Consider the following 23,926-nt stretch of genomic DNA (forward strand, 5'->3'; position numbering starts at 1 on the left):
TCCGTCACGTGTGCTCGGGTGACAGCAGCGCCTCGAAGGCGATCCTGTCACCCCGGTACAGCGAGCGCACCCGTTCGATGGGCGCTCCGTCGGCGTCGACGCTTCGCCGGTGCAGCAGCAGCATCGGCAGCGCCGTCGTACATTCGAGCAGGCCTGCCTCGCGCGGTGCGGCGAGTACGGTCTCGATCCGTTCCCGCGCGCCGGCGAATTCCACGCCGGTCGCGCGGATCGCCGCGTACAGCGAGGTGGTCGGGTCGTATCCGCCGCGCAGGTCGGCGAAGCGGTGCAGCGGCAGGTAGGTGCTCTCCAGCCCGATCCGCTCGCCGTCCGCGAGCAGCACGCGTTCCAGGTGCATGACCCGCGTGCCGGGTTCCAGGTCCAGATCGGTGGCGGTCTCCGCGTCGGCGGGGATGTCCTCCCAGGTGACCACGATGCGGCCCGGCGTCCGGCCGAGGCTGAGCGCGCCCTCGGTGTAGGAGCGCAGCGACAGCGGCTGGGTTAGCTTCGGGCGCGAGACGACGGTGCCCCGGCCGCGTCGGCGAATCCTGCCCTCCACCAGCAGCTCTCGCAGTGCCTGTCGCACCGTCTCGCGGGCGACGCCGAACCTGGCGGCGAGGTCGCGTTCGGAGGGCACCGGGTCGCCTTCGCCGAGTTCGGCCAGGATGGCGTCGATCTCGGTGCGAACGAGGAAGACCTTGGGAACTCGGGTCGTCGTGGCCGGTGCGTCCATGACTCCAGCGTACTGGATTGGTCTATACCAAACGTTAACCCAGCGTTCGCTCACGCCACACCCATCGGTCTAGACCATTTGCCACTATCAATGCCATGCGATTGGTCATCATCGGTGGAGGGATACTCGGCACCGCACACGCCTGGGCGGCGATCACCAGGGGGCACGAGGTCGTCCAGCTCGAACGCGAGCGGGAGGCCCGTGGTGCGACGGTCCGCAACTTCGGCCTGGTCTGGGTCTCCGGACGGGCAGCGGGTGAGCTCGCGCTGACCCTGCGTTCCCGCGAGTTGTGGGAGGAGATCGGCGGCCGGGTCGCCGGTGTCGGCTTCCGGCCCGCCGGCTCGATCACCCTGGCGCGCACGCCCGCCGAGCTCGCGGTCGCCGAAGCCGCCGCGGCGGGGCCGACCGCGGCCGATCGTGGCTTCACCCTGCTCGAACCCGAGCAGGTGCGCGCGCTCAATCCCGCGCTGCGCGGCAAATACCTCGCCGGACTGCACTGTTCCACCGACGCCGCGGTCGAGTCGCGCCAGGCGTTGCCCGCGCTGCGCGCCCACATGGCGGCCAGCGGCCGCTACACCTTCCACGAGGGCACCGAGGCCCGCTCGGTGCTCGACACCGGATCGGGCGCCGTCGTCGTCGACGACCAGGGCCGTAGGCACGAGGCCGACCTCGTCGTGCACTGCCCCGGTGCCGCGCACTCGGGGCTCACCCGGGAACTCGCCGGTGACCTGCCGGTGCGCCGGGTGCGCCTGCAGATGATGCAGACCGCCCCGCTGGGCGAGCCGCTGACCACCGCGATCGCCGACGGCGACAGCTTCCGCTACTACCCGGGTTTCGCGGGCGCCGAGGTGGATTCGCTCGCCGCCGAACAGTCCCAGACCGCCACCGCTGCCGAGCACAAGATGCAGCTGCTGTGCGTGCAGCGCCTGCACGGCGGCCTGACCATCGGCGACACGCACGAGTACACCGAGCCGTTCGCCTTCGACGTCGACGAAGCGCCGTACGAGCACCTCACCGAGGTGACCGAGGAGTTGCTCGGCCGCAAGCTGCCGCCGATCGTGCGGCGCTGGGCAGGCGTCTACAGCCAGAGCGTCGATCCCGACGCCATCGTCACCCGGGTGCGCGCCGACGCCAACGTCTGGGTCGTCACCGGCCCCGGCGGGCGCGGCATGACGCTCGGACCCGCCATCGGCGAACAAACCGCCGACCAGCTCGGACTGTGAGGAAGACCATGCCGGACACCACGATTCAGCTCGCCGCGCTCGATATGGCCGGGACCACCGTCGCCGACGGCGGCCTGGTCCTGCGCGCCTTCGAGGAGGCGGCGACGGCCGCCGGGATCGAGACCGAGGGCCCGCGGCGCGAGGCGGCTCGCCGCTACGTCGTCGACACGATGGGCCAGTCCAAGATCGCGGTCTTCCGGGCGCTGCTCGGCGACGAGGACGCCGCCGAGGCGGCCAACCTGGCGTTCGAAGCGGCCTACGACGCCCTCGTCGACGATGCCGACATCGCGCCGATTCCCGGTGCGGTCCAGGCGATCACGGCGCTGCGCGACGCGGGGGTGCGGGTGGCGCTGACCACCGGTTTCAGCCGCACCACCCAGGACAAACTGCTCGCCGCGCTCGGCTGGGCCGACCTGGTCGACCTCACCCTCGCGCCGTCGGACGCCGGTCGTGGCCGCCCGTTCCCGGACATGGTGCTCACCGCGGCGCTGCGTCTCGGCGTCGACGCCGTCGACCGGATCGCCGTGCTCGGCGACACCACCAGCGACATCGCGACCGGCCTCGCCGCGGGCGCGGGCATCGTCGCGGGCACGCTCACCGGCGCGCACACCGAGGAGCAGTTGCGCGGGGCGGGCGCGACGCACGTCGTCGCCTCGGTCGCCGATTTCCCCGCGCTGGTCCTGGCCCACTGAACTCGCGTCGCGGTACCCCGCCGCGGCGTCACCCCTGCGATCCACCGTCCCTGCGATTCCCCTCGACAACGAGACGAAAGTTGCTGTAATCGTGCGTACTTCCTTCACCGCGCGCCGCCTGTCCAGGGCCGCGCTGCTGCTGGCCGGCGTCACCGCCGTCGCGTTCACCGCGGCCTGTGGTGGCACCGGCACCGAATCCGCGGACGGCAAGACCGTCACCGTCTACTCCGCCGACGGTGTCGGCGGCTGGTACAAGAACCGCTTCGACGAGTTCACCAAGGAGACCGGCATCGCGGTCAACCTGGTCGAGGCCGGCTCGGGCGAGGTGGTCAACCGGGTCGACAAGGAGCAGTCCAACCCGCAGGCCGACGTGGTGGTGACCCTGCCGCCGTTCATCCAGAAGGCCAAGCAGTCGGGCCTGCTGCAGCCCAGCGGCATCGACACCGCCGCCGTCCCGGCCACCGACAAGGACGCCGACGGCACCTACGTGACGATGGCCAACAACTACCTGTGCTTCATCGCCAATCCCGCGGTCGACGCCTCGGCGCTGACCTGGGACGACCTGCTGAAGCCCGAGTACAAGGGCAAGCTGCAGTACTCCACCCCCGGTCAGGCGGGCGACGGCACCGCGGTGCTGGTGCTGCTGCAGCAGCTGCGCGGCAAGCAGGGCGCGCTGGACTACCTGACCGCGTTGCAGGCCAACAATGTCGGCCCGTCCTCGTCCACCGGCAAGCTGCAGGCCAAGGTCGACAAGGGTGAGCTGCTCATCGCCAACGGCGACGTGCAGATGAACCTGACCACGGTCAAGGAGAAGGGCTCGAAGTTCTCGGTGTTCTTCCCGGCCGCCGACGGCAAGCGCGCCACCGTGTCGGTGCCGTACATGATGGGCCTGGCCAAGGGCGCGCCGCACAAGGACGACGCCGCGAAGCTGATGAGCTTCCTGCTCGCCCCGGACGCGCAGAGCAAGCTCGGCCCCGAGGCCTTCGCGGTGTCGGCGCGCACCGATGTCGCCGCGCCCGCCGAGGGCGGCCCGGCCGCCACGATCAAGGGTGTCGAGGTCGTTCCGGTCGACTGGAACAAGGTGCTGAGCGAGCTGGACGCCGATCTGGCGGCGTACCAGAAGGCCACCGGCAGCTGATACCGGCGCTGCGACAAGGGAGTTGACGATGTCCGACGGCGAGATCCGCATGAAGTCCGCTACCGCCGCCCAGACCGGGACGGCCACGACGAACGAGCCCGCGATCGTGTTCGACCGGGTCGGGGTCAGCTATGGCAGGGGCCGCAAGGCGTCGGTCGCGCTGGCCGATTTCACGCTGCGCGTCGCCGTCGGCGAGACCGTCGCGCTCCTCGGCCCGAGTGGGTCGGGCAAGTCGACCGCGCTCAAGGCGCTGGCCGGCTTCGTCCGGCCCACCTCGGGCGCGGTCCGGCTGGGCGGCCGCGATGTCACCGATCTGTCGCCCGCCAAGCGGGGGATCGGTGTCGTCGTGCAGTCCTACGCGCTGTTCCCGCACATGAGCGTGCACAGCAATGTCGCGTTCGGGCTGAAGTCGCATCGGGTTCCGCGCGGCGAGATCGACGCGCGGGTCACCGAGGCGCTGGACATGGTCGGGATGGGCGGATACGCGAAACGTCTGCCCCGCGAGCTGTCCGGGGGACAGCAGCAGCGCGTGGCGATCGCCCGCGCGCTGGCCATCCGGCCCAAGGTGCTGCTGCTCGACGAACCTCTCGCCGCCCTCGACGCGCAGCTGCGCCACTCGATGCTCGGTGAACTGCAGCAGCTGCGTAAGGCGTTGCCGGACACGGCGATGCTGTACGTCACCCATGACCAAGCCGAGGCGCTGGCGCTGGCCGACCGGATCGCGGTGATGCGCGATTCCCGGCTGGTCGACATCGACACCGCCGAGAACCTGTGGCAGCGCCCGCCTACCGACTTCACCGCCGCGTTCCTCGGTGGCGCGAATCTGGTGCCCTGCACGGTGAATCACATCACCGGTACCGCCGCCCTGGTCACCGCGGGCACCAGCACCCTGCGCGCGGAGGCGCCCCGGCCCGGCGTCGGGCGCGCCGAGTGGGCGCCCGACGATCCCGCGTTGCTGTGCATCCGGCCGCACACCGTGGTGGTCGGTGCGGTGGGGGAGCGGGATGCACTGCGCGCCACCGTGTCCAGTGTGGTGTGGCGGGGCGCGTCGACCCGGGTCGTCCTCGCGGTCGACGGGCTGACCGAGGAGCTGGCCGCCGATGTGCCAGGGCACTTCGAGGCCGAGGTCGGCCGGGTCGTCGGCGTGCGGCTGCCGGATTCGGCGGGCGTGCTCATCCCGAATCCCGTCGGGGCGGCGGGGCAGGGCGGGGCGGCGTCATGAATCACGCTGTGCCGCACGTGGTCGTCTTGGTCGGGGCGCGTCGAGTCGTCGGCGACGCCACGAGGCGGTCGTGCCCGGTGACCGGCCGCCGCATGGCGACGGAGGCGTTGCGATGACCGCGATCGCCACCGCACCGCCGGTGCAACCGGACCATCGCGCACCGCGACGATCCTGGCTGCCGATCCTGTGGACGCTGCCGCCGGTCCTGGTAGTCCTCGGGATCGCCGGCTACCCGATCGTGCGGGTGCTCACCGAGTCGACGCAGACGGCCACCGGTCGTGGCACCGCGGTGTGGTCGGAGGTGCTCGGGTCGGCGGCGTTCCGAGACGCGTTGTGGCGCACGGTGTCCATCGCGGTCTGTTCCACCGTGGGCTGCCTGGTGCTCGGCACGTTCCTGGCCATCGTGCTGGCGTTCGTGCCCTTCCCCGGATCGGGGGTGGTCGGCCGGTTGATCGACACGATCCTGACGTTGCCGTCGTTCCTGATCACCCTCGCCTTCACCTTCCTCTACGGCACGGCGGGCGCGATCAACGCCCTCCTCGCCGAATTCACCGGCGCCACCACACCGGTGATCGACTTCCTCACCACGCCGCTCGGGGTGATCCTGGCCGAGATCACCTACTTCACCCCCTTCGTGGTGCGTCCGGTGCTGGCCGCGTTCGCGCAGCTGCCGCGCGAACAGCTCGATGTCGCGGCCAGTCTCGGTGCCTCGCCGTGGCGGGTGCTGCGGCAGGTGGTGCTGCCCGAGGCGTGGCCCGCGCTGGCCGCGGGCGGCAGCCTGGTATTGCTGTTGACGCTCAACGAGTTCGGCATCGTGCTCTTCACCGGCGCCAAGGGCGTGATCACCCTGCCTGCGCTCATCTACACCCGCGGCATCGTCACCTTCGACCTGCCCGGCGCCGCCGTGCTGGCCTCGGTGCAGGTGCTGCTCTCGCTGACGCTGTACCTGACCTACCGGTTCGTCTTCGCCCGGTTCACCCGCACCCGCTCGAAGGGGGATTGATCGTGCTCCTCTGGACTCCCCGGGGCAGAGCCCTCGTGCTCGCCGTGTTCGCGCTGGTGGTGACCGTGGTGTTCGTCGCGCCGATCGCCACCGTGGTCGCCGCCGCCCTGGCGGGCAGCTGGACCGGTCCGCTGCCCTCGGACCTCGGCTTCACCAACCTGGGCAACGCGCTCAGTGGTGAGCAGGCCGCGAGCCTGTCGGTCAGCCTGCAGACGGCGCTGCTGGCGAGCGCGGTGTCACTGGTCGTCGGCACCTGGGCGGCGCTGGCGTCGCGGGAGGCGCCGGGCTGGCTGCGCAAGATCACCGACGCGGTGTTCCACCTGCCGGTCGCGGTGCCGTCGGTCGCCGTGGGCCTCGGCGTGCTCATCGCGTTCAACGAACAACCGCTGCTGCTCGGCGGCACGAAGTGGATCGTGATTCTCGCGCACACCGTGCTGGTGCTCGCCTACGCGTTCAGCGCGGTGTCGGCGGCGCTGGACCGCCTCGACCCCGCCTACCGCCAGGCCGCCGAATCCCTCGGCGCCGGCCCGGTGCGCGTGCTGTGCCAGATCACCCTGCCGCTGCTCCTGCCCGCCCTCGGCGCCGCCGCCGGCCTGGCCGTGGCCCTGTCGATGGGCGAACTCGGGGCCACCATCATGGTCTACCCGGCCACCTGGAAGACCTTGCCGGTCAGCATCTTCGCGCAGACCGACCGCGGCGAGGTGTTCGACGCGGCGGCGGGGACGACGGTGCTCGTCGCGGTGACGCTGGTGGTACTGGTCGTGCTCGGCCGGATCCGCGGACGCGCGGCACTGCGCTGAGCGGAGCTGCCAGTCCGCAGGGAGTGCCGAACGGCCGGCACGTCGGTCGGCCGGGGCGGTGGGTCGGTCGGCCGGGGCGGTGGGTCGGTCGGCCGGGGCGGTAGTCGGGGCGAGCCGGTGGTGGTCAGGTCGCCGGCGGCGGAGGACGTCTGATCCCCGGTGGCCGGCCCAGCCCGGGCGACCGTCTTCGGTGTCGGCGATCGCCTTCGGTCACAGCATCGCTGCCGCGTCGACGGCGGTGAGGCCACCGTCGACGCGGAGGTCATGGCCGTTGACATAGGCGGCGTCGGCGGAGGCCAGGAAGGCGACCGCGGCGGCGACATCGTCGGCGGTACCGACGCGACCGGCGGGGGACAGGCCCGCCACACCCTGCTGGGCGGCTTCGGAGAGTTCGGCCCGGAAGGCCGGGGTATCGATGTAGCCGGGGCTCACCGAGTTGACCCGGATGCGGCGCGTCGCCAATTCCGCGGCGAGCGTGCGGGTCAGGTTGTGGACGGCGGCCTTGCTCGCCGAATACAGCGCCGCGCCGGGCACCCCACGGTGCAGGCCGAACGAGGCGTTGATGACGATCGCCGCGTGGTCGGGCATGATCGGCAACGCCTTCTGGACGGTGAAGAACGCGGCCTTCACATTGGCGCCGATCACCTCGTCGAACAGTGTGCCCGTCACCTGCTCGATCGGCTGGAACGAGCCGATCCCCGCGTTCGCGAACAGGACGTCCAGCCGCTCGAACCTTTCGTCCACGGCGGCGACGAGGTCGTCCACGGCGGCGAGGTCGGTGACATCGCCCGCGACGCCGTGCACGTCGCCGCCGAGTTCGGCCAGTGCCCGGTCGAGGCGCTCCTTGTCGCGACCGGTGACGACGACCCGCGCGCCCTCCGCGAGCAGCCGCCGTGCGGTGGCCAGGCCCATTCCGCTGCTGCCGCCGGTGATGAGTGCCGTCTTGCCGTCGAATCGAGAACTGTTGTGTGACATGGCTCCAGCGTGAACCGCGCCGGAAGCCGGCGGGAGTGCGCAGTTATCAGGGGTGTGTCACCACCAGGCTGCCGCGATGATCGCCTTCTCGGCAGCGCCCGCCGTCTGCCGCGTGTCCGGTCCATCGCGGACCACGAGCGGGGTTCGCCACCCGTCAGGCCGACTCGCTCAGGTGCAGACGCGGGCCGCCGGTGAGCCGTTCGGCCGTGTCGGTGCCCGGCCTCGGGTTGTACAGCACCAGCGACCAATTCGGGTTGTCGGCGACGATCAGCGTGGTCGCGTCGAAGGACAGCTCGCCCAGCTCGGGATGGCGCAGGGCGTTGACCGCCTGGACCGGGACGTCGACCTCGTGGCGGTCCCACAGCGCGGCGAACTCCGGATCGACAGCGGCGAGTTCCCGTGCCACCCGCTGGAATTCGTCATCGTGCGGGGCGAGCGCCGCGTCGGCGCGATACGCGGCCACGACACCGGGCGCCGCGGCCTCCCACAATTCGGGCAGCTCCCGATAGCGGGGGCTGGTGAAGAAGGTGACCAGGCAGTTGTGCGGTTCCCCGTCCGCACACCCGAAGACGCGTCCCGCCGAGGCGTTGAACGCCAAGATGTTCCAGTACCGATCCCGCACCACGGCCGGCCCCCGCTCCCATCCGTCGATCAGCTGCCGGATCTCCGCGGTCACCTCCGCCCCGATCGTCCCGCTCGCGGGCGGCGGATTGAGCCCGGCCAGCAGATACAGATGCCCCCGCTCCGGATCGGTCAATCGCAACACCCGCGCCACCGCGTCGAGCACGTCCCCCGACACGGTGATGTCGCGCCCCTGCTCCAGCCACGTGTACCAGGACACCCCCACCCCGGCCAGCATCGCGACTTCCTCCCGCCGCAGCCCGGGCGTCCGCCGCCGCCCCGCTACGGGCAGCCCCACCTCCGCAGGCCCGATCCGCTCGCGCCGCGACCGCAGGAAATCGCGCAGTTCCGCGCGCCGCCGAGCCGATGCCGCACTGACCATGCCCTCAACGGTAACAACGCCGGTCACCACGCCCTCCGCTGATCGCGCTCGGAGTCCGGCGCATCTGGTCGTGGCCGATCCGGTCGGTGCGGACGAGGACTCCGGGGCAAGCGAATCATCGGCCGGTGGTGCGGCTGGTGAAGTCGAAGGAGTCTCCGTCGATGCCCCAGGAGATGATGCGGTCGGGGTGGATGCGGATGAGGGCGCGTTCCTGGTGGGGGAAGGGCGGGTCGACGTCGTCGAGGGTTTCGGCGGTGCCGCGGATTTCGACGCCGCGGATCACGTAGGGGTCCAGGGAGACCTGTTCGTCGATGACGAAGGAGACGCGGCTGCCCGCCGCGACATTGCGGTACTTGCGGCTGGTGCGCATGCGCATGCCGCCGATGTCGACGGTGCCGTCGGGGTTCACCCGGTAGCCGGTGGGGTTGTTCTGGACGACGCCGTCGGGGGCCACCGTGGCCAGGCGGCCGATCCCGGCCTCGCGGAGGAACTGCTGTTCGTTGCTGGTGAAGGTCATGTCGGTACTCCTCGGTGGTGTCGATCTCAGAACAGGATGAGCGCGGCGCACAGGCCGGCCAGGGCGATGGCCTGCAGGGTGACCCGGTACTTCAGGATGCTGTCCCACTTGTCCTGCAGCGCACGGGCATCCGCCGGGATGACGCCGCTGCGCGCGGCGGCGGTCTGCCTGGTGTTGATCGGTTTGGCGACCCGGACATAGAGGCCGAGCCAGATCGCCAGGGCCGCGACCGTGATCGCGGCCGCGACGGCGGCCCCGAACTGCCCGGCCCCCAGCGCGATCAGCAGGGTGAGCACCGCGGTGACGACACCGCCGGCGCCGAACACCGGCATCCGGCGGTCGCCGTAGTAGTGCCCCCACCCCGCGCTCAGGGTCACCGTCGCGTCGTCGAGTTTGCGGTAGACGGATCGGGTGATCAGCGCGCAGCTGATGTCGGTGCCGTAGACGACGGCATTGGCGAGAACGGCGACGGCGGCGATGACCTGGCCGGTGATGACGAGCATGCGAGCTTCCTCTCCTGTGTTCTAGCATCGCTAGAAACTGGAGCAACGGTAGCATCGCGTTCGGGGCCATGTCTAGCGTTGCTAGATTTCGGCGACGGTGGCGGCTGCGGTGCGATGTCGGCCCGCGGGCTTAGGCTGAGCGCGTGTCGGTACTGCCTCTGATCTTCACCGCGGGCTGGGCCAGCGGGATCAACGCGTATGCCGTGGTGTTCCTGCTCGGATTGTTCGGCCGGATCGGGTGGACCGATGATGTGCCGCCGGGGCTCGAACGCACCGACGTCCTGGTCGCGGCGGGGGTGTTGTTCCTGATCGAGGCGGTCGCGGACAAGATCCCGTACCTCGACTCGTTCTGGGACGCCGTGCACACGGTGGTGCGGCCCGCCTCGGGCGCGGTGGTCTCGGCCTTGATCGCCGGGCAGGACGATTCACTGCCCACGCTGTTCGCCGCGGCCGTCGGCGGCACCACGGCGCTGGCCAGTCACATCGTCAAGGCGGGGACCAGGATGGCGATCAACACCTCGCCGGAGCCTGCCTCCAATATCGTCGTCAGCACCGCCGAGGACCTGGGCGTCGGCGGCGTTCTCACGCTCGCGATGTTCTTCCCGGTCCTGGCGGCGGCGATCGCCGCGATCCTGCTGGCGATCGGATTGTGGGTGGTCTACCTGTGCGCCAGCAGGATTCGGCGCTACCTGCGCCGCAGACGTGAGCGCCGGGCCGCCCGGCGGGGCGAACCGGCGCTCGAATAGTCAGCTCAGGTGCGGCGCGATCTTCGTGCCGAGCAGATCGATCGAGTGCAGGACCTGCTCGGGCGGCAGCGTGCCGACGCTGGTGTGCAGCATGAATCGGTCGAGGCCGAGGGTGTCGCGGATGTCGGCGATCTTGCCGCCCACGTAATCGGGCGTCCCGACGAACAGCGAACCGCTCTGTGAGCGCAGGGCGTCGAACTGCTCGCGGGTCATCGGGCCCCAGCCGCGCTCGCGACCGATCGTCGACATCGCCAGCGCGTACGGCGCGTAGAAGTCGGCGACCGCCTGCTCGTCGGTATCGGCCACATAGCCGTGGGCGTGCACCGCGACCGGCTGCTTGTCGTGCCCGCCCTCGGCGAGCGCCCGGTGGTACAGCTCGACCAGTGGCTTGAACCGGGCGGGCTGGCCGCCGATGATCGCGAGGGCGAGCGGAAGTCCCAGCAGACCCGCGCGGATCACCGACTCCGGGCTGCCGCCGACGGCGATCCACACCGGCAGGGGACGGTCCTCGGTGCGTGGATACACGGTGGCTTCGCGCAGGGCCGGGCGGAAGCGGCCCGACCAGGTCACCGGGTCGTCCGCGCGCAGCCGCAGCAGCAGGGCGAGCTTCTCCTCGAACAGGGCGTCGTAGTCGGCGAGGTCGTAGCCGAACAGCGGGAACGACTCGGTGAAGGAACCGCGTCCGACCATCAATTCGGCGCGTCCGTTGGACAGGCCGTCCAGCGTCGCGAAGTCCTGATACACCCGCACCGGGTCGGCGGAACTCAGCACGGTCACCGCGCTGGTCAGCTGGATGCGCTCGGTGCGCGCCGCCGCGGCCGCCAGGACGACGGCGGGTGCGGAGGCCGCGAAATCCTCGCGGTGGTGTTCGCCGACGCCGTAGACGTCCAAGCCCGCGGCCTCGGTCGCGACCGCCTCGTCCACCACCTGCCGCAGGCGTTCGGCGGCGGTCGGCGCGGGCCGGTCGCCGGTGGGGTACAGCTCGGCGAAGGTGGTCAGCCCCAGTTCCATGTGAACCTCTTTCGGGTCGCGGTCGGCTACCGGATTAAACGGACCGTGGTCCGCAATGATTCCCCGACGGAAATAGGGGTGGATGCGGATTATCTATGACAAAACTATAGTGGCCGGTATGACCGCCTTGTCCCCCGCGCGCACCGAACCCGATCTGTCCTTCCTGCTCGATCGCACCAGTCACGTCCTGCGCACGCAGATGGCCGCGGCGCTCGCCGAGATCGGACTGACAGCGCGTATGCACTGCGTACTCGTGCACGCGCTGGAGGCGGAGCGCACGCAGGCGCAGCTCGCCGAGCTCGGCGACATGGACAAGACGACGATGGTCGTCACCGTCGACGCGCTGGAGAAGGCGGGCCTCGCCGAGCGCAAACCGTCGAGCGTGGATCGGCGGGCTCGCATCATCGCGGTGACGCCGGCGGGTGCCGAGCTGGCCGCACGCAGCGCCGAGATCGTCGACGGCGTGCATCGCGCGGCCCTGGACTCGCTGCCGAAGACGGAGCGTGAGACCTTGCTGCGCGCGCTGAATCACCTGGTCGAGGGGCATCTGGCGACGGCGGTGGAGGCCGCGCCCGCACGTCGCGCCCGCCAATAGTCCGTTATAGATTGTCTGCAACGAAACTATCTAGTACGGTCATTTCTATGACCAGTACGCAACGTGTCGCGCTCGCGGTCCTGTCCGCCGCGACATTGATGACCATCCTCGACGGCAGCATCGTCACCGTCGCCATGCCCGCGATCCAGGACGACCTCGGCTTCACGCCCGCCGGTCTGAGCTGGACCGTGAACGCCTACCTGATCGCCTTCGGCGGTCTGCTCCTGCTCGCGGGCCGCCTGGGTGACCTCATCGGCCGCAAGAAGATGTTCCTCACCGGCACAGTCGTTTTCACCCTCGCCTCGCTGCTGGCCGGAGCGGCGACGAGTCCGGCCGTGCTGGTCGCCGCGCGCTTCCTGCAGGGCGTCGGCAGCGCGATCGCCACCGCGGTCGTCCTCGGGATCCTGGTGACGATGTTTCCCGGCCCGCGCGAACGTGCCACGGCCATCGGCGTTTTCAGCTTCACCGGCGCGGCGGGCGCCTCGATCGGGCAGGTGCTCGGCGGGGTGCTCACCGACGCGCTGAACTGGCACTGGATCTTCCTGATCAACGGGCCGATCGGGGTGCTGACCATCCTGGTGGCGGTCAAGGCACTGCCCGACGACACGGGTCTCGGCTGGGCGGCGGGCGCCGATGTGCTCGGGGCGGTGCTGGTCACCGCCGGCTTGATGCTCGGCATCTACACCGTGGTCGAAGTCGAACGCTACGGCTGGCTCTCCGCGCACACCCTGGGGCTCGGCGCCGTGGCCGTCGCGCTGCTCGCCGCCTTCGTCGCCCGGCAGGCGAGCGCGCGCAATCCGCTGTTGCCGCTGCGCATCTTCGGCTCCCGCACCGTGTCCGGCGCCAATGTGGTGCAGATGCTGACCCTGGCCGCGATGTTCGCTTTCCAGATCATCGTCGCGCTCCACCTGCAGAAGGTGCTGGGCTACAACGCTTCCCGGACCGGGCTGGCCATGCTGCCCGCCGCCGTCGCGATCGGCGCGGTGTCGCTGTTCGTCTCCGACCGGCTCATCACCCGGTTCGGCGGCCGCGCCGTGCTGATCGCCGGGCTGGTGTCGCTGCTGGCCGGAATGCTCTGGCTCACCCGGCTTCCCGTGCGGGCCGACTACGTCGTCGACGTGCTGCCGATGATGGTCGCGATCGCCGGTGGCGGGCTGGTCCTGCCCGCGCTCACCGGCCTGGGCATGTCGGGCGCCGCCGCCGACGACGCCGGTCTGGCCTCGGGACTGTTCAACACCACCCAGCAGGTCGGGATGGCGGTCGGGGTGGCGGTGCTGTCCACCCTCGCCGCGTCGCGGACCACCGCCGAACTCGCGGCGGGCGCGTCCGAGGCGGCGGCGCTGACCAGCGGATACCGGCTGGCGTTCACCGTGGCGGCCGGACTGCTCGCGGCCGCGCTGCTGGTGAGTCTCACCGTGCTGCGCCGCCCGGCGGACGCCGCGGCACCGGTGCCCGCGGCGGCGGTCGTGGCCTGAGCTTGGACATCGGCGGTGCGCGCGGCAAGCTGGTGGTGACGACGCGCACCGCACCACGGAAGAGGCGACCATGACCTCGATCGACGACCCCCACGACGACCTGACGGTGACCCCGCCCAAGACCTGGGCGGCGGGGGTCCCCGGTGTCGCGCACGCGCTCGAGTACGCCCTGGCGCAGACCTCGCCGGCGCGCACCGCGCTCACCCTGCTGAACATCAACCAGACCAAGGGTTTCGACTGCCCCGGCTGCGCCTGGCCCGAGCCGAAACACCGGCACAAGAACGAGTACTGCGAGAACGGCGCCAAGCACATCGCCGACGAGGCGACCACCCGCCGCGTCACCGCGGACTTCTTCGCCGAACACAGCGTGGCCGAGCTCGACGGCAAGTCCGACTACTGGCTCAATCAGCAGGGCAGGCTCACCGAGCCGATGGTGAAGCGCCCCGGCGCCACGCACTACGCGCCGATCGGCTGGGACGAGGCGTTCGACCTGATGGCCACCACGCTGCGCGGCCTCGACTCGCCCGACGAGGCGCTGTTCTACACCTCGGGCCGGGTCAGCAACGAGGCCGCGTTCCTGCTGCAACTGTTCGCGCGCGCGTTCGGCACGAACAACCTGCCCGACTGCTCGAACATGTGCCACGAGTCGAGCGGTTCGGCGCTCAACCAGACGCTCGGGGTCGGCAAGGGCACGGTCTCGCTCGACGACATCCACCAGGCCGACCTGATCTTCGTCGTCGGCCAGAATCCCGGCACCAACCACCCGCGCATGCTCACCGCGCTCGAACAGACCAAACGCAACGGCGGCGCGGTGATCGCGGTCAACCCGCTGCCCGAGGCCGGGCTGATCCGGTTCAAGAATCCGCAGGTCCCGCGCGGGGTGATCGGCCGAGGCACCGAGATCGCCGATCAGTTCCTGCAGATCCGGCCCGGCGGTGATCTCGCGCTGTTCCGGATGCTCAACCGGCTGCTGCTCGACGCCGAGGACGCGGCGCCGGGCACCGTCCTCGACCACGAATTCCTCCGCACGCAGACCAACGGCTTCGACGCCTTCGCGGCGCACGCGCGCGCGATCACCTGGGACGAGGCGCTCGCGGCCACCGGCCTCACCCGCGCCGAGATCGAGCAGGCGCACCGGCGGGTGCTCGGGGCGAAGAAGATCATCGTGTGCTGGGCGATGGGTCTCACCCAGCACAAGCACGGCGTGCCGACCATCCGCGAGATCGTCGACTTCCTGCTGCTGCGCGGCAATCTCGGCCGTCCCGGCGCCGGGGTGTGCCCGGTCCGCGGCCACAGCAATGTCCAGGGCGACCGGACGATGGGCATCTGGGAGCGGATGCCGCAGTCGTTCCTCGACGCGCTCGGCGCCGAATTCGCCTTCACCCCACCCACCGAGCACGGTCTGGACTCGGTGGGCGCGATCCGCGCCATGCGCGACGGCCGGGCGAAGGTGTTCTTCGGGGTGGCGGGCAATTTCGTGCGCGCCACCCCCGACAGCGCGGTCACCGAGGCGGCGCTGCGGCGCTGCGCGCTCACCGTGCAGATCTCCACCAAACTCAATCGCTCGCACACCGTCTGCGGGGAGACGGCGCTGATCCTGCCGACCCTGGGCCGCAGCGATCGCGACATCCAGGACGGCGTCGAGCAGTTCGTCACCGTGGAGGATTCGATGAGTGAGGTCCATGCCTCACGCGGGCGCCTGGATCCGGCCTCGCCGCACCTGCTCAGCGAGGTGGCGATCCTCGCCCGCCTGGCGCGGCGCACGCTGGGGGAGAACCCGGCGATCCCGTGGGCGGAGTTCGAGAACGACTACGACACCATCCGCGACCGGATCTCCCGCGTGGTGCCGGGCTTCGAGAACTTCACCGAACGGGTCACCCGGCCGGGCGGACTGCGCCTGGTCAACCCGGTCAACACCGGGGTGTACCGGACGGCGAGCGGCAAGGCCGAGTTCACCTGCAACGAGCTGACCTCGCTCGACGTGCCGCCCGGGCATCTGCTGTTGCAGTCGCTGCGCTCGCACGACCAGTGGAACACCATCCCCTACGCCGCCAACGACCGCTATCGCGGCATCCACCACGCGCGCCGGGTGGTCATGGTCAACCCGGCCGATCTGGCCGAGCTCGGCCTGGCCGACCGCGACACCGTCGACCTGATCAGCGTCTGGCACGACGGCGTCGAGCGGCGGGCGGAGAACTTCGTCGTCGTGGCGTACCCGGCCAGTCGCGGATCGGCCGCCGCGTACTACCCGGAGACCAATGTGCTCGTGCCGCTCGACAGCGTGGCCGACATCAGCAACACCCCCACCTCGAAGGGGATCGTCGTCCGGCTGGAGCGGGTGACAGCGCGCGCCTGACGGACATGGATACACTCGCTGCTATGTCCGTGCGCACCCGTCAGCCCCTCGTTCCCGGCATCCAGACGCCGATCCGGGACGTCCCGCGTTCCATCGAGCGTCCCGAGTACGTGGGGAAGAAGACCGCCGTGGAGGGCAACGAGCCCTGGGTGCAGACGGCCGAGACCATCGAGAAGATGCGGATCGCGAGCAAGATCGCCGCCCAGGCCCTCGCCGAGGCGGGCAAGGCGGTCGCGCCGGGCGTCACGACCGACGAACTGGACCGCATCGCGCACGAGTACATGTGCGACCACGGCGCCTACCCGTCGACGCTCGAGTACAAAGGCTTCCCCAAGTCGTGCTGCACCTCGCTCAACGAGGTCATCTGCCACGGCATCCCCGACTCGACCGTGATCGAGGACGGCGACATCGTCAACATCGACGTCACCGCCTACATCCACGGCGTGCACGGCGACACCAACCGCACCTTCCTCTCCGGTGACGTCGACGAGGAGGTGCGCCTGCTGGTCGAGCGCACCGAGGAGGCCACCAACCGCGCGATCAAGGCGGTCAAGCCGGGCCGCGCGCTCAACGTGATCGGCCGCGTCATCGAGGCCTACGCCAACCGCTTCGGCTACGGCGTCGTCCGCGACTTCACCGGCCACGGCGTCGGCCCCACCTTCCACAACGGCCTGGTGGTGCTGCACTACGACCAGCCCAACATCGACACCGTCATCGAGCCCGGCATGACCTTCACCATCGAGCCGATGATCAACCTCGGCGGTATCGACTACGACATCTGGGACGACGGCTGGACCGTGGTCACCAAGGATCGCTCCTGGACCGCGCAATTCGAGCACACCCTGGTGGTCACGGAAACCGGTGCGGAAATCCTCACCTTGCCGTGAACGCGGCGGGATCGAAGCGCACGTCGCCGGGTGAGCACGGAAACCCCGACCTTGCCGCGAGCCCGTTGCGCGGTGCCCTGCTGATCGCGGGCACGACCTCCGACGCGGGGAAAAGCGTGGTGGTGGCGGGCATCTGCCGAATGCTGGCGCGGCGGGGTGTGCGGGTCGCGCCGTTCAAGGCGCAGAACATGTCCAACAACTCCGTCGTCACCCTCGACGGCGGTGAGATCGGGCGCGCGCAGGCGCTCCAGGCACGGGCGTGTGGGCTGGAGCCGAGCGTGCGGTTCAACCCGGTGCTGCTCAAGCCGGGCAGTGACCGGCGCTCGCAGCTGGTGGTGCGGGGCAAGGCGATCGGAACAGTCGGTGCGCGGGACTATTTCACCCGTCGGCAGCAGTTGCGCGAGGTCGTCGCGCATGAACTCGCTTCGCTGCGTACTGAATTCGATGTGGTGATCTGTGAGGGCGCCGGGTCGCCCGCCGAGATCAATCTGCGTGCCACCGATCTGGCGAACATGGGGCTGGCCCGCGCGGCGGAGCTGCCGGTGCTCGTCGTCGGCGACATCGACCGAGGGGGAGTGCTCGCGCACCTGTTCGGCACCGTCGCGGTGCTGGAGCCCGAAGACCAGCGGCTCATCTCGGGCTTCCTCGTCAACAAGTTCCGTGGCGATGTGTCACTGCTCCAGCCCGGCCTCGACCAGCTGACCACACTGACCGGGCGCCCGACACTGGGCGTGCTGCCGTTCGCCGAAGACCTGTGGCTCGATGCGGAGGATTCACTCGGTACCGTCGCCGGCACCCCCGTCGGCCGTCCCGGCCCGCCGCACGGCGCCGAATGGCTCACCGTCGCCGCCATCCGCCTGCCGCGCATCTCCAACTCCACCGACATCGAGGCCCTGGCCTGTGAGCCCGGCGTGGCCGTGCGCTGGGCGGACAGCCCCGACCAGCTGGCCACCGCCGACCTGGTCATCGTGCCCGGCTCCAAATCCACCGTCTCCGATCTGGAGTGGTTGCGCGCCAAGGGAATCGACGCCGCTCTGCGCGCGCGATTGGCTGCCGGCCGTCCGATTCTGGGTATCTGCGGCGGCTACCAGATGCTCGGCCGTCGCATCGTCGACGGGATCGAGTACCGGCCACCGGGCGATTCTGTGGAACCGGACCCTGTCGCGCGCGACGAGCCAGGGGTAGACGCCGTCCCCGATCAACGAGTCGCGCTGGTACCCGCCGGCGGCGAGGACCCCGTGGCGGACGCTGTAACGGAAACGCTCGCAGCCACGGAGCCGGCCCGCGGTGTCGACGTCGCGACTCGATCCCCTGTTTCCGAGGTCGGCTCGGGAACAGGCGTGCCGTGGATCGCCCACGGTCTCGGCCTGCTCGACCTGGAGATCGAGTTCGCCGATCCCAAGATCGCCCGGCAGGTCACCGGTCACGCCGGCCCGATGCCGGTGGGTGGCTACGAAATCCATCACGGCCGGGTCGAGCACAACGGTGACACGCCTTGGCTGACCATCGACGGAGCGCCCGAAGGCAGTGTCCGCGAAGCGATCTGGGGCACGCACGTGCACGGGCTGCTCGAGTCCGACGAATTCCGTCGCGCCTGGCTCGCCGAGGTGGCCGCGCGGGCGGGCCGCACCGGCTTCCGCCCGGCCCCCGACACCTCCGTGGCCGCCGTCCGCGCCGCGCAACTCGACCTCCTGGCCGACCTGATCGAACAGCACGTCGACCTCGACGCTCTCGACGCGCTGATCGCGCGCGGCGCGCCCACCGACCTGCCGGTGATCCGGACCGAATCGGTGGGCGTCGTCCCCGGCTGAGCCTCAGCGGGTCGTGTAGCCGCCGTTGGCGAAGATCGTCTGGCCGGTGATCCAACCACCCTCGGACACCAGGAATTCGACCAGCGGCGCGATGTCGTCGATTCTGGTCAGCCTGCCGCCGAGGGCCTGGGACTTGTGGAATTCCACGCGTTCCGGGGTCTCCTGCGGGTAGAAGAACGGGGTGTCCATCGGGCCGGGAGCCACGCTGTTGACCGTGATGCCCCGGTCCGCGAATTCCTTGGCCGCTGCGCGGGTGAAGTGTTCCACCGGGCTCTTGGCGCCCGCGTAGGTGGCGTAGCCGTCGGTGAACGCCGCGAGCAGCGAGGTCACGATGGTGACGATGCGGCCGCCCTCGTTCAGGCGCCTGCCCGCTTCCCGCAGGAAGAAGAACGCGGCCTTGGCGTTGATGTCGAACATCGCGTCGTATTCGGCTTCGGTGGTGTCCAGGATCGGCTTGCGCAGCACCTTGCCCACCGTGTTCACGGCGATGTCGACGCGGCCGAACGCGTCGAACGCGGTGTCGAACATGCGCGCCACGTTCGCGGGATCGGTCAGGTCGGCCTGGAACTTCACCGCCTCCACGCCGGCGGCCCGCGCCGCCGCCACCGTCTTGTCGGCCTCGTCGGCGCTGGCGTCGCTGTTGTAGTGGACCAGGATGTTCGCGCCGTCCTCGGCGAGGGTGGTGCTGATGAGCCCACCCAGGTTCTTCGCGCCCGCGGCCACCACGGCGACATTTCCGGTCAGCACGCCTGTCATCGGTCGAATCCTCTCGTCGGTGTCTGTGTTCTCGACGCTAGGCACCGGACCTGTACCGCCTGCAGCAGTTCCTCGCCGTCGCCGACCATGCCGGATTCACCAGTGCCGCAGCGGAACTGCACCTGACGCAGCAGGCCGTCAGCGCCGCGATCGGTCAGCTCGAACGGCAGCTGGGGGTCGGTCTGTTCGACCGGAGCGGCCGCAAGCTGCGCACGACCGAGGCGGGCGCGGTGCTGCGCGAGGGCGCCCGGGTCCTGCTCGCCGCGGCCGCGAACCTGGCCGAGCGCACCCACGAGGCGGGGACGGCGGCGCCGCGGCCGTTCGTCGTCGGGCACACCCCGGCCGTCACCGCCGAGGAGGTGTACCTGCTGCTCGAGCCGGTGCGGGCGCAACTGCCCGAGGTCTCGGTGACGGCGCGCGAGGTGTTTCCGGACGCCCTGGTCAAGGCCCTCTACGACGGCGAGCTCGACCTCGCACTGCGGCGCGGGATGGCGATGCCGCCGGACCTGGCCTCGGCCGTCATCGCCTACGACCCGGTGCGGATCGCGGTGGCCGCGAGCCATCGCCTCGCCGACCGGGAGCGGGTGCGGATCGACGACCTGCGTGCGGAGTCGATCATCGTCTGGGCGCCGCCGGGCAGCTCGTTCTACACCGACTTTCTGCTGAGCACTTGTCGCAGAGCGGGTTTCGAGCCCACCTTCGTCGTCAACCGCGTGCAGGGCACCCCGCCGGTCACCGCCGTCGCCGACAACGACCACATCGCCTTCGTCACCGCGCCCGCCGGTCCGGCGCTCGGCGGTCGCGTCACCGTCGTCGACCTGGTCGACCCGCCGCTGGCGCCCACCCAGGCGCTCTGGCTGCCGCACACCGTCTCGCCGATCCGCGACCTGCTGACCGTGCGGCGCCCCACCCGCTCGCCCGGGCTGTGACAGGGTCGGCAATTTCGCCGTGAGGAGCGGGGAAACCGCAGGACACGCGGGGAAACCGACGGGCCGCGGGACGCGGAACGAGCTGCCGCGTTCAGGCGAGCCGTGTACCGTACACCGGCATGAAATCTCGGCGGATCACGGTCGGTGACCGAGCTTGGACGGTGCGGGTCGACGGCCCCCAGTCACGGCACAATGTGCTGCTGCTGCCCGACGCGGACGACCCCGCCGACGTGTTCGATCAGGTGTGCGCGCGGCTGCACGAATCCGACCTGCAGACGGTGGTCCCGGAGTCGGTCGAGGGGCTCGACCCGGCGGCGATCCACGCCATCCTCGACGAGCTCGGACTGCCCTATGTCAACGTCGCGGGTCGCGGGGCGGGCGCGGAGCTCGCCTGGCGGTTGTGCGCGGGCCGGTTCGGCCGGTTCATGAGCCTGGTGGTGGCCGATCACGGCCATCCGGCGGTGCCCGACGCCGAGGGCAACGCGCCCGACGCGGCCTGTCCGCCGCTGGAGTTGCCGGTCACCATGCTCGTCACCAAGGGCCTGCCCCGCGCGACCGCCGACGCGTCGGGCCGCTTCGTCTACGGCGAGTTCCGGGTGGTCCCGCTCGAGGTCGACAACATCGCCACCGAGGGCGCCCACGAGCTGGCCACCGAGATCGTGCTGCGCACCAGCCTCTGGTAGCCGAAACACGCCGGGCGCCGAGGAGCGAATCCCCTCGGCGCCCGGCGCTCGGTCGTGCGGCTACGACTTGCGGTAGGTCACCAGCCAGTCGAGCCAGTTGTCGGTCTCCTGGAAAGCGTTGGCGCGCACCGCCTCCGAGGACAGGAACACGTCGTGGCGGGCGCCGTCGATCGGGACGATCGTGGTGCGCTCGCCCAGGCAACCCGCCCAGCGCTGGATCTGCTTGACGTCGAGGACGGCGTCGGCCACGTCGACCGCGGCGCTGTGCTCGCGGGCGAACTTGGTCAGCCGCGAGCGCAGGATCAGCGCGGGCACGCCGATCGCCAGACCCTGGTGCAGCCGCGCCTGGCCCTGCCGGATGGCGCGCAGCCAGCCCAGCCGCACCGGCTCACCGGTGAGCGGCTTCCAGTCCAGGTTGTAGTCCCACTCGCCCGCGCGGGTGTGGTGCAGGCTGTCGCCGTAGGCGGTGCTCACGCCCATGCCGGGCAGCTGGGCGAAGGCCCGCACGCGGCCGACGGCGTTGATGATCGGGGTGCCGACGGTGCGGTAGAACGACGGACCCTGCAGATCGAACCAGGGGCTGTTGAGCACGACGCCCGCGACGCCCGCCGCGGCGCTGCCGCCCGCGGCCTCGAGCCGGTCCAGCCACAGCGCGGCCACCAGCCCGCCGGTCGAGTGCCCGACGACCAGCACGTCGTTGCCGGTCTCGGCGCGCGCGATCCGCAGCGCCTCGTTCAGCTCGACGTCGTAGAGCGCCAGATCGCTGACGAAGTGCGCGCTCTGCCCCTCGCGTCGCGAACGGCCGCATTTGCGCAGGTCCAGCGCGTAGAAACGGTGTCCGCGGGCCGCGAAGTGCTGGGCCAGGTGCTCCTGGAAGAAGTAGTCGGTGAAGCCGTGCAGGTACAGCACGGTGGGTTCGGTGGACGGCGCGTCGGCATCGGGCAGGTAGCGCACGAGTGTGGCCACCACCTCGCCCTCACCGTCGGGATCGGTGCCGAGTGGCAGCGTGCGCTGTTGGTAGTCGGTGCCGAGGACATCGGGTTGCCACTGCTCATCGGTCCGCGCGGGGCCGCCGACGGGATCGAGTGAGGTTTCGTTCGTCACACCGCTCAATCTATCGCGCGGTCATCGCGACGTGCAGTGTTGGTTTACATCACATTCGGTAGGTCGGTTGCAGAACTCCGAACGCCTGAGGTGCACAATTGGCTTCAGGTGAACGACGGGTAACCTACCCCCGGCGGTTCACCGCGAGTCGCCCCGAACACCAAGCGCCCGCGCCAAGCGATCCCACTGCCGGTGGGTGGCTGAGAAGGACAAGGAAGTCGATCTACCCGTGCCGAACGCTGCGAAGACTGAAAAGACCGATGTAGTTCTCATCGGCGCTGGCATCATGAGTGCCACGCTGGGCGCGCTGCTGCGGCAGCTGCAGCCGGAGTGGACGATCTCGGTGTTCGAGCGGCTCGACGCCGCCGCCGCGGAGAGCAGCGACCCGTGGAACAACGCGGGCACCGGGCACTCGGCGCTGTGTGAGCTCAACTACAGCCCGCAGAACGCCGACGGCTCGGTCGACGTGAGCAAGGCCGTCGACATCAACGAGCGCTTCCAGGTCTCGCGTCAGTTCTGGGCCTCGGCCGTCGACAACGGCGTCCTGGGCGACCCGAGCCGCTTCATCAACCCCATCCCGCACGTCAGCTTCGTGCACGGCGCCGACAATGTCGACTACCTGCGCAAGCGCTACGAGGCGCTGGCACCGCACCCGCTGTTCCGCGGCATGGAGTACATCGACAACCCTGACGAGTTCAGCGCGCGCCTGCCACTGATGGCCAAGGGCCGCGACTTCAGCGACCCGATCGCGCTGAACTGGACCGACGGCGGCACCGACATCGACTTCGGCGCGCTCACCAAGCAACTGCTGGCCTACATCGGCTACTCCGGCGGCGAGATCGCCTTCGGCACCGAGGTCCGCGACCTCGCCAAGCAGTCCGACGGCTCCTGGAACGTCACCGTCCGCAACCTGCGCACCTTCCGGTCCCGCACGCTCAACGCGAAGTTCGTCTTCGTCGGCGCGGGTGGCGGTGCGCTGCCGCTGCTGCAGAAGTCGGGCATCAAGGAGGCCAAGGGCTTCGGTGGCTTCCCGATCTCGGGCCAGTTCCTGCGCTGCACCAACACCGCGCTGATCGAGCAGCACGAGGCCAAGGTGTACGGCAAGGCCGCCGTCGGCGCGCCGCCGATGTCGGTGCCGCACCTGGACACCCGCGTCATCAACGGCACCCAGGGCCTGCTGTTCGGCCCCTACGCCGGCTGGACCCCGAAGTTCCTCAAGGACGGCTCCAACGCCGACCTGTTCAAGTCGATCAAGCCGAACAACATCGGTTCGCTCGTCGGCGTCGGCCTGACCGAGATGGGTCTCACCAAGTACCTGATCAGTGAGCTGCTCAAGTCGCAGACCGGCAAGGTCGGCGTGCTCGAGGAGTTCATGCCGCGTGCCGAGGGCCGCGACTGGGAGCTGATCACGGCCGGTCAGCGCGTGCAGGTCATCCGGCGCAAGGGCGCGGGCGGCGTGCTCGAGTTCGGCACCGCGGTGATCTCCGCCGAGGACGGCACCATCGCCGGTCTGCTCGGCGCCTCGCCGGGCGCCTCCACCTGCGTCACCGCCATGCTCGACGTCATGCAGCGCTGCTTCCCGCGCGAGTACGCGGACTGGACGCCGCAGCTCGAGCAGATGATCCCCTCGCTGGGTGTGAAGCTGTCGGAGAACCAGGCGCTGTTCCAGGAAGTGTGGGACTGGACGTCCAAGTCGCTGAAGCTGGATCGGGCGGCCGCCCCGGCGCCCGCGGGTGCCGAGCACTACGCGCAGGTCTGATCGGCGAG

23 protein-coding genes are annotated in these 23,926 nt (G+C 70.3%); 15 read left to right on the top strand and 8 right to left on the bottom strand.

Going from position 1 to position 23,926, the window contains the following annotated elements; genetic code table 11:
* Positions 1-4 precede the first annotated feature (4 nt).
* Complete coding sequence (locus AB0H56_RS12860; protein WP_357161418.1) at positions 5-730, bottom strand: GntR family transcriptional regulator; 726 nt, start codon at positions 728-730, stop codon at positions 5-7.
* A 95-nt stretch (positions 731-825) separates the two neighbouring features.
* Here AB0H56_RS12860 and AB0H56_RS12865 point away from each other — a divergent pair, with 95 nt between their 5' ends.
* The 6 genes from AB0H56_RS12865 to AB0H56_RS12890 all read left to right on the top strand — a co-directional run bounded on the left by AB0H56_RS12865 (position 826) and on the right by AB0H56_RS12890 (position 6,808).
* The gene (locus AB0H56_RS12865; RefSeq protein WP_357161421.1) at positions 826-1,953 is read left to right on the top strand and encodes a TIGR03364 family FAD-dependent oxidoreductase; all 1,128 of its coding nucleotides are present in this window, start codon (positions 826-828) and stop codon (positions 1,951-1,953) included.
* A gap of 8 nt (positions 1,954-1,961) precedes the next feature.
* Positions 1,962-2,645, top strand: a complete 684-nt coding sequence (locus AB0H56_RS12870; RefSeq protein WP_357161424.1) for a phosphonatase-like hydrolase — start codon at positions 1,962-1,964, stop codon at positions 2,643-2,645.
* A gap of 118 nt (positions 2,646-2,763) precedes the next feature.
* Complete coding sequence (locus AB0H56_RS12875) at positions 2,764-3,783, top strand: 2-aminoethylphosphonate ABC transporter substrate-binding protein (RefSeq protein WP_280221214.1); 1,020 nt, start codon at positions 2,764-2,766, stop codon at positions 3,781-3,783.
* Positions 3,784-3,832: 49 nt separating this feature from the next.
* Positions 3,833-5,005, top strand: a complete 1,173-nt coding sequence (locus AB0H56_RS12880; RefSeq protein ID WP_357162033.1) for an ABC transporter ATP-binding protein — start codon at positions 3,833-3,835, stop codon at positions 5,003-5,005.
* 112 nt (positions 5,006-5,117) lie between these two features.
* Positions 5,118-6,008 carry a 2-aminoethylphosphonate ABC transporter permease subunit gene (locus AB0H56_RS12885; protein WP_357161427.1) on the top strand — a complete coding sequence of 297 codons (891 nt, stop codon included), beginning with the start codon at positions 5,118-5,120 and terminating at the stop codon, positions 6,006-6,008.
* A gap of 2 nt (positions 6,009-6,010) precedes the next feature.
* Entirely contained in the window at positions 6,011-6,808 is a 798-nt protein-coding gene (locus tag AB0H56_RS12890; RefSeq protein WP_357161430.1) for an ABC transporter permease subunit, read from the top strand.
* A gap of 210 nt (positions 6,809-7,018) precedes the next feature.
* Here AB0H56_RS12890 and AB0H56_RS12895 read toward each other — a convergent pair whose 3' ends face one another.
* The 4 genes from AB0H56_RS12895 to AB0H56_RS12910 form a co-directional block, all read right to left on the bottom strand.
* Positions 7,019-7,783, bottom strand: coding sequence for a glucose 1-dehydrogenase (locus AB0H56_RS12895; RefSeq protein WP_357161433.1), 765 nt, complete (start codon positions 7,781-7,783; stop codon positions 7,019-7,021).
* Positions 7,784-7,937: 154 nt separating this feature from the next.
* Positions 7,938-8,786 carry a helix-turn-helix transcriptional regulator gene (locus tag AB0H56_RS12900; RefSeq protein ID WP_357161436.1) on the bottom strand — a complete coding sequence of 283 codons (849 nt, stop codon included), beginning with the start codon at positions 8,784-8,786 and terminating at the stop codon, positions 7,938-7,940.
* 115 nt (positions 8,787-8,901) lie between these two features.
* Positions 8,902-9,303 carry a PPOX class F420-dependent oxidoreductase gene (locus AB0H56_RS12905; protein ID WP_357161438.1) on the bottom strand — a complete coding sequence of 134 codons (402 nt, stop codon included), beginning with the start codon at positions 9,301-9,303 and terminating at the stop codon, positions 8,902-8,904.
* Between the two features lie 26 nt (positions 9,304-9,329).
* The gene (locus tag AB0H56_RS12910) at positions 9,330-9,806 is read right to left on the bottom strand and encodes a DUF1772 domain-containing protein (RefSeq protein WP_357161441.1); all 477 of its coding nucleotides are present in this window, start codon (positions 9,804-9,806) and stop codon (positions 9,330-9,332) included.
* 143 nt (positions 9,807-9,949) lie between these two features.
* Between AB0H56_RS12910 and AB0H56_RS12915 the strand changes: the two genes are divergently transcribed.
* Complete coding sequence (locus AB0H56_RS12915) at positions 9,950-10,552, top strand: DUF4126 domain-containing protein (RefSeq protein WP_357161444.1); 603 nt, start codon at positions 9,950-9,952, stop codon at positions 10,550-10,552.
* Here AB0H56_RS12915 and AB0H56_RS12920 read toward each other — a convergent pair whose 3' ends face one another.
* The gene (locus AB0H56_RS12920; RefSeq protein ID WP_357161447.1) at positions 10,553-11,563 is read right to left on the bottom strand and encodes an Atu2307/SP_0267 family LLM class monooxygenase; all 1,011 of its coding nucleotides are present in this window, start codon (positions 11,561-11,563) and stop codon (positions 10,553-10,555) included.
* Positions 11,564-11,681: 118 nt separating this feature from the next.
* Here AB0H56_RS12920 and AB0H56_RS12925 point away from each other — a divergent pair, with 118 nt between their 5' ends.
* The 5 genes from AB0H56_RS12925 (at position 11,682) to AB0H56_RS12945 (ending at position 18,687) form a co-directional block, all read left to right on the top strand.
* Positions 11,682-12,158, top strand: coding sequence for a MarR family winged helix-turn-helix transcriptional regulator (locus tag AB0H56_RS12925; RefSeq protein WP_357161450.1), 477 nt, complete (start codon positions 11,682-11,684; stop codon positions 12,156-12,158).
* A 47-nt stretch (positions 12,159-12,205) separates the two neighbouring features.
* Entirely contained in the window at positions 12,206-13,633 is a 1,428-nt protein-coding gene (locus AB0H56_RS12930; RefSeq protein WP_357161453.1) for an MFS transporter, read from the top strand.
* A gap of 70 nt (positions 13,634-13,703) precedes the next feature.
* A complete protein-coding gene (locus tag AB0H56_RS12935) occupies positions 13,704-15,989 on the top strand; it encodes an FdhF/YdeP family oxidoreductase (RefSeq protein WP_357161456.1) in 2,286 nt (761 codons plus the stop codon).
* A gap of 23 nt (positions 15,990-16,012) precedes the next feature.
* Complete coding sequence (gene map / locus AB0H56_RS12940) at positions 16,013-16,876, top strand: type I methionyl aminopeptidase (RefSeq protein WP_357161459.1); 864 nt, start codon at positions 16,013-16,015, stop codon at positions 16,874-16,876.
* 65 nt (positions 16,877-16,941) lie between these two features.
* On the top strand, positions 16,942-18,687 hold the full coding sequence (locus AB0H56_RS12945; protein WP_357162036.1) for a cobyric acid synthase: 1,746 nt from the start codon (positions 16,942-16,944) through the stop codon (positions 18,685-18,687).
* A gap of 3 nt (positions 18,688-18,690) precedes the next feature.
* Here AB0H56_RS12945 and AB0H56_RS12950 read toward each other — a convergent pair whose 3' ends face one another.
* Positions 18,691-19,443: an SDR family oxidoreductase gene (locus AB0H56_RS12950; RefSeq protein ID WP_357161462.1), complete on the bottom strand. Its 753-nt coding sequence runs from the start codon at positions 19,441-19,443 to the stop codon at positions 18,691-18,693.
* Positions 19,444-19,493: 50 nt separating this feature from the next.
* Between AB0H56_RS12950 and AB0H56_RS12955 the strand changes: the two genes are divergently transcribed.
* Together AB0H56_RS12955 and AB0H56_RS12960 are read left to right on the top strand one after the other, a co-directional pair.
* Positions 19,494-20,372, top strand: a complete 879-nt coding sequence (locus AB0H56_RS12955) for a LysR family transcriptional regulator (protein WP_357162039.1) — start codon at positions 19,494-19,496, stop codon at positions 20,370-20,372.
* Positions 20,373-20,491: 119 nt separating this feature from the next.
* Positions 20,492-21,055 carry an alpha/beta hydrolase gene (locus AB0H56_RS12960; RefSeq protein ID WP_357161465.1) on the top strand — a complete coding sequence of 188 codons (564 nt, stop codon included), beginning with the start codon at positions 20,492-20,494 and terminating at the stop codon, positions 21,053-21,055.
* A 60-nt stretch (positions 21,056-21,115) separates the two neighbouring features.
* Here AB0H56_RS12960 and AB0H56_RS12965 read toward each other — a convergent pair whose 3' ends face one another.
* Positions 21,116-22,159 (bottom strand): alpha/beta hydrolase, encoded by a 1,044-nt coding sequence (locus AB0H56_RS12965; RefSeq protein ID WP_357161468.1) that lies wholly within the window; start codon positions 22,157-22,159, stop codon positions 21,116-21,118.
* 286 nt (positions 22,160-22,445) lie between these two features.
* Between AB0H56_RS12965 and mqo the strand changes: the two genes are divergently transcribed.
* Positions 22,446-23,918 carry a malate dehydrogenase (quinone) gene (gene mqo / locus AB0H56_RS12970; RefSeq protein WP_357161471.1) on the top strand — a complete coding sequence of 491 codons (1,473 nt, stop codon included), beginning with the start codon at positions 22,446-22,448 and terminating at the stop codon, positions 23,916-23,918.
* Positions 23,919-23,926 lie beyond the last annotated feature (8 nt).

It is taken from the genome of Nocardia sp. NPDC050717 (assembly GCF_040654275.1).
In the GTDB taxonomy this organism is placed as follows: Bacteria; Actinomycetota; Actinomycetes; order Mycobacteriales; family Mycobacteriaceae; genus Nocardia.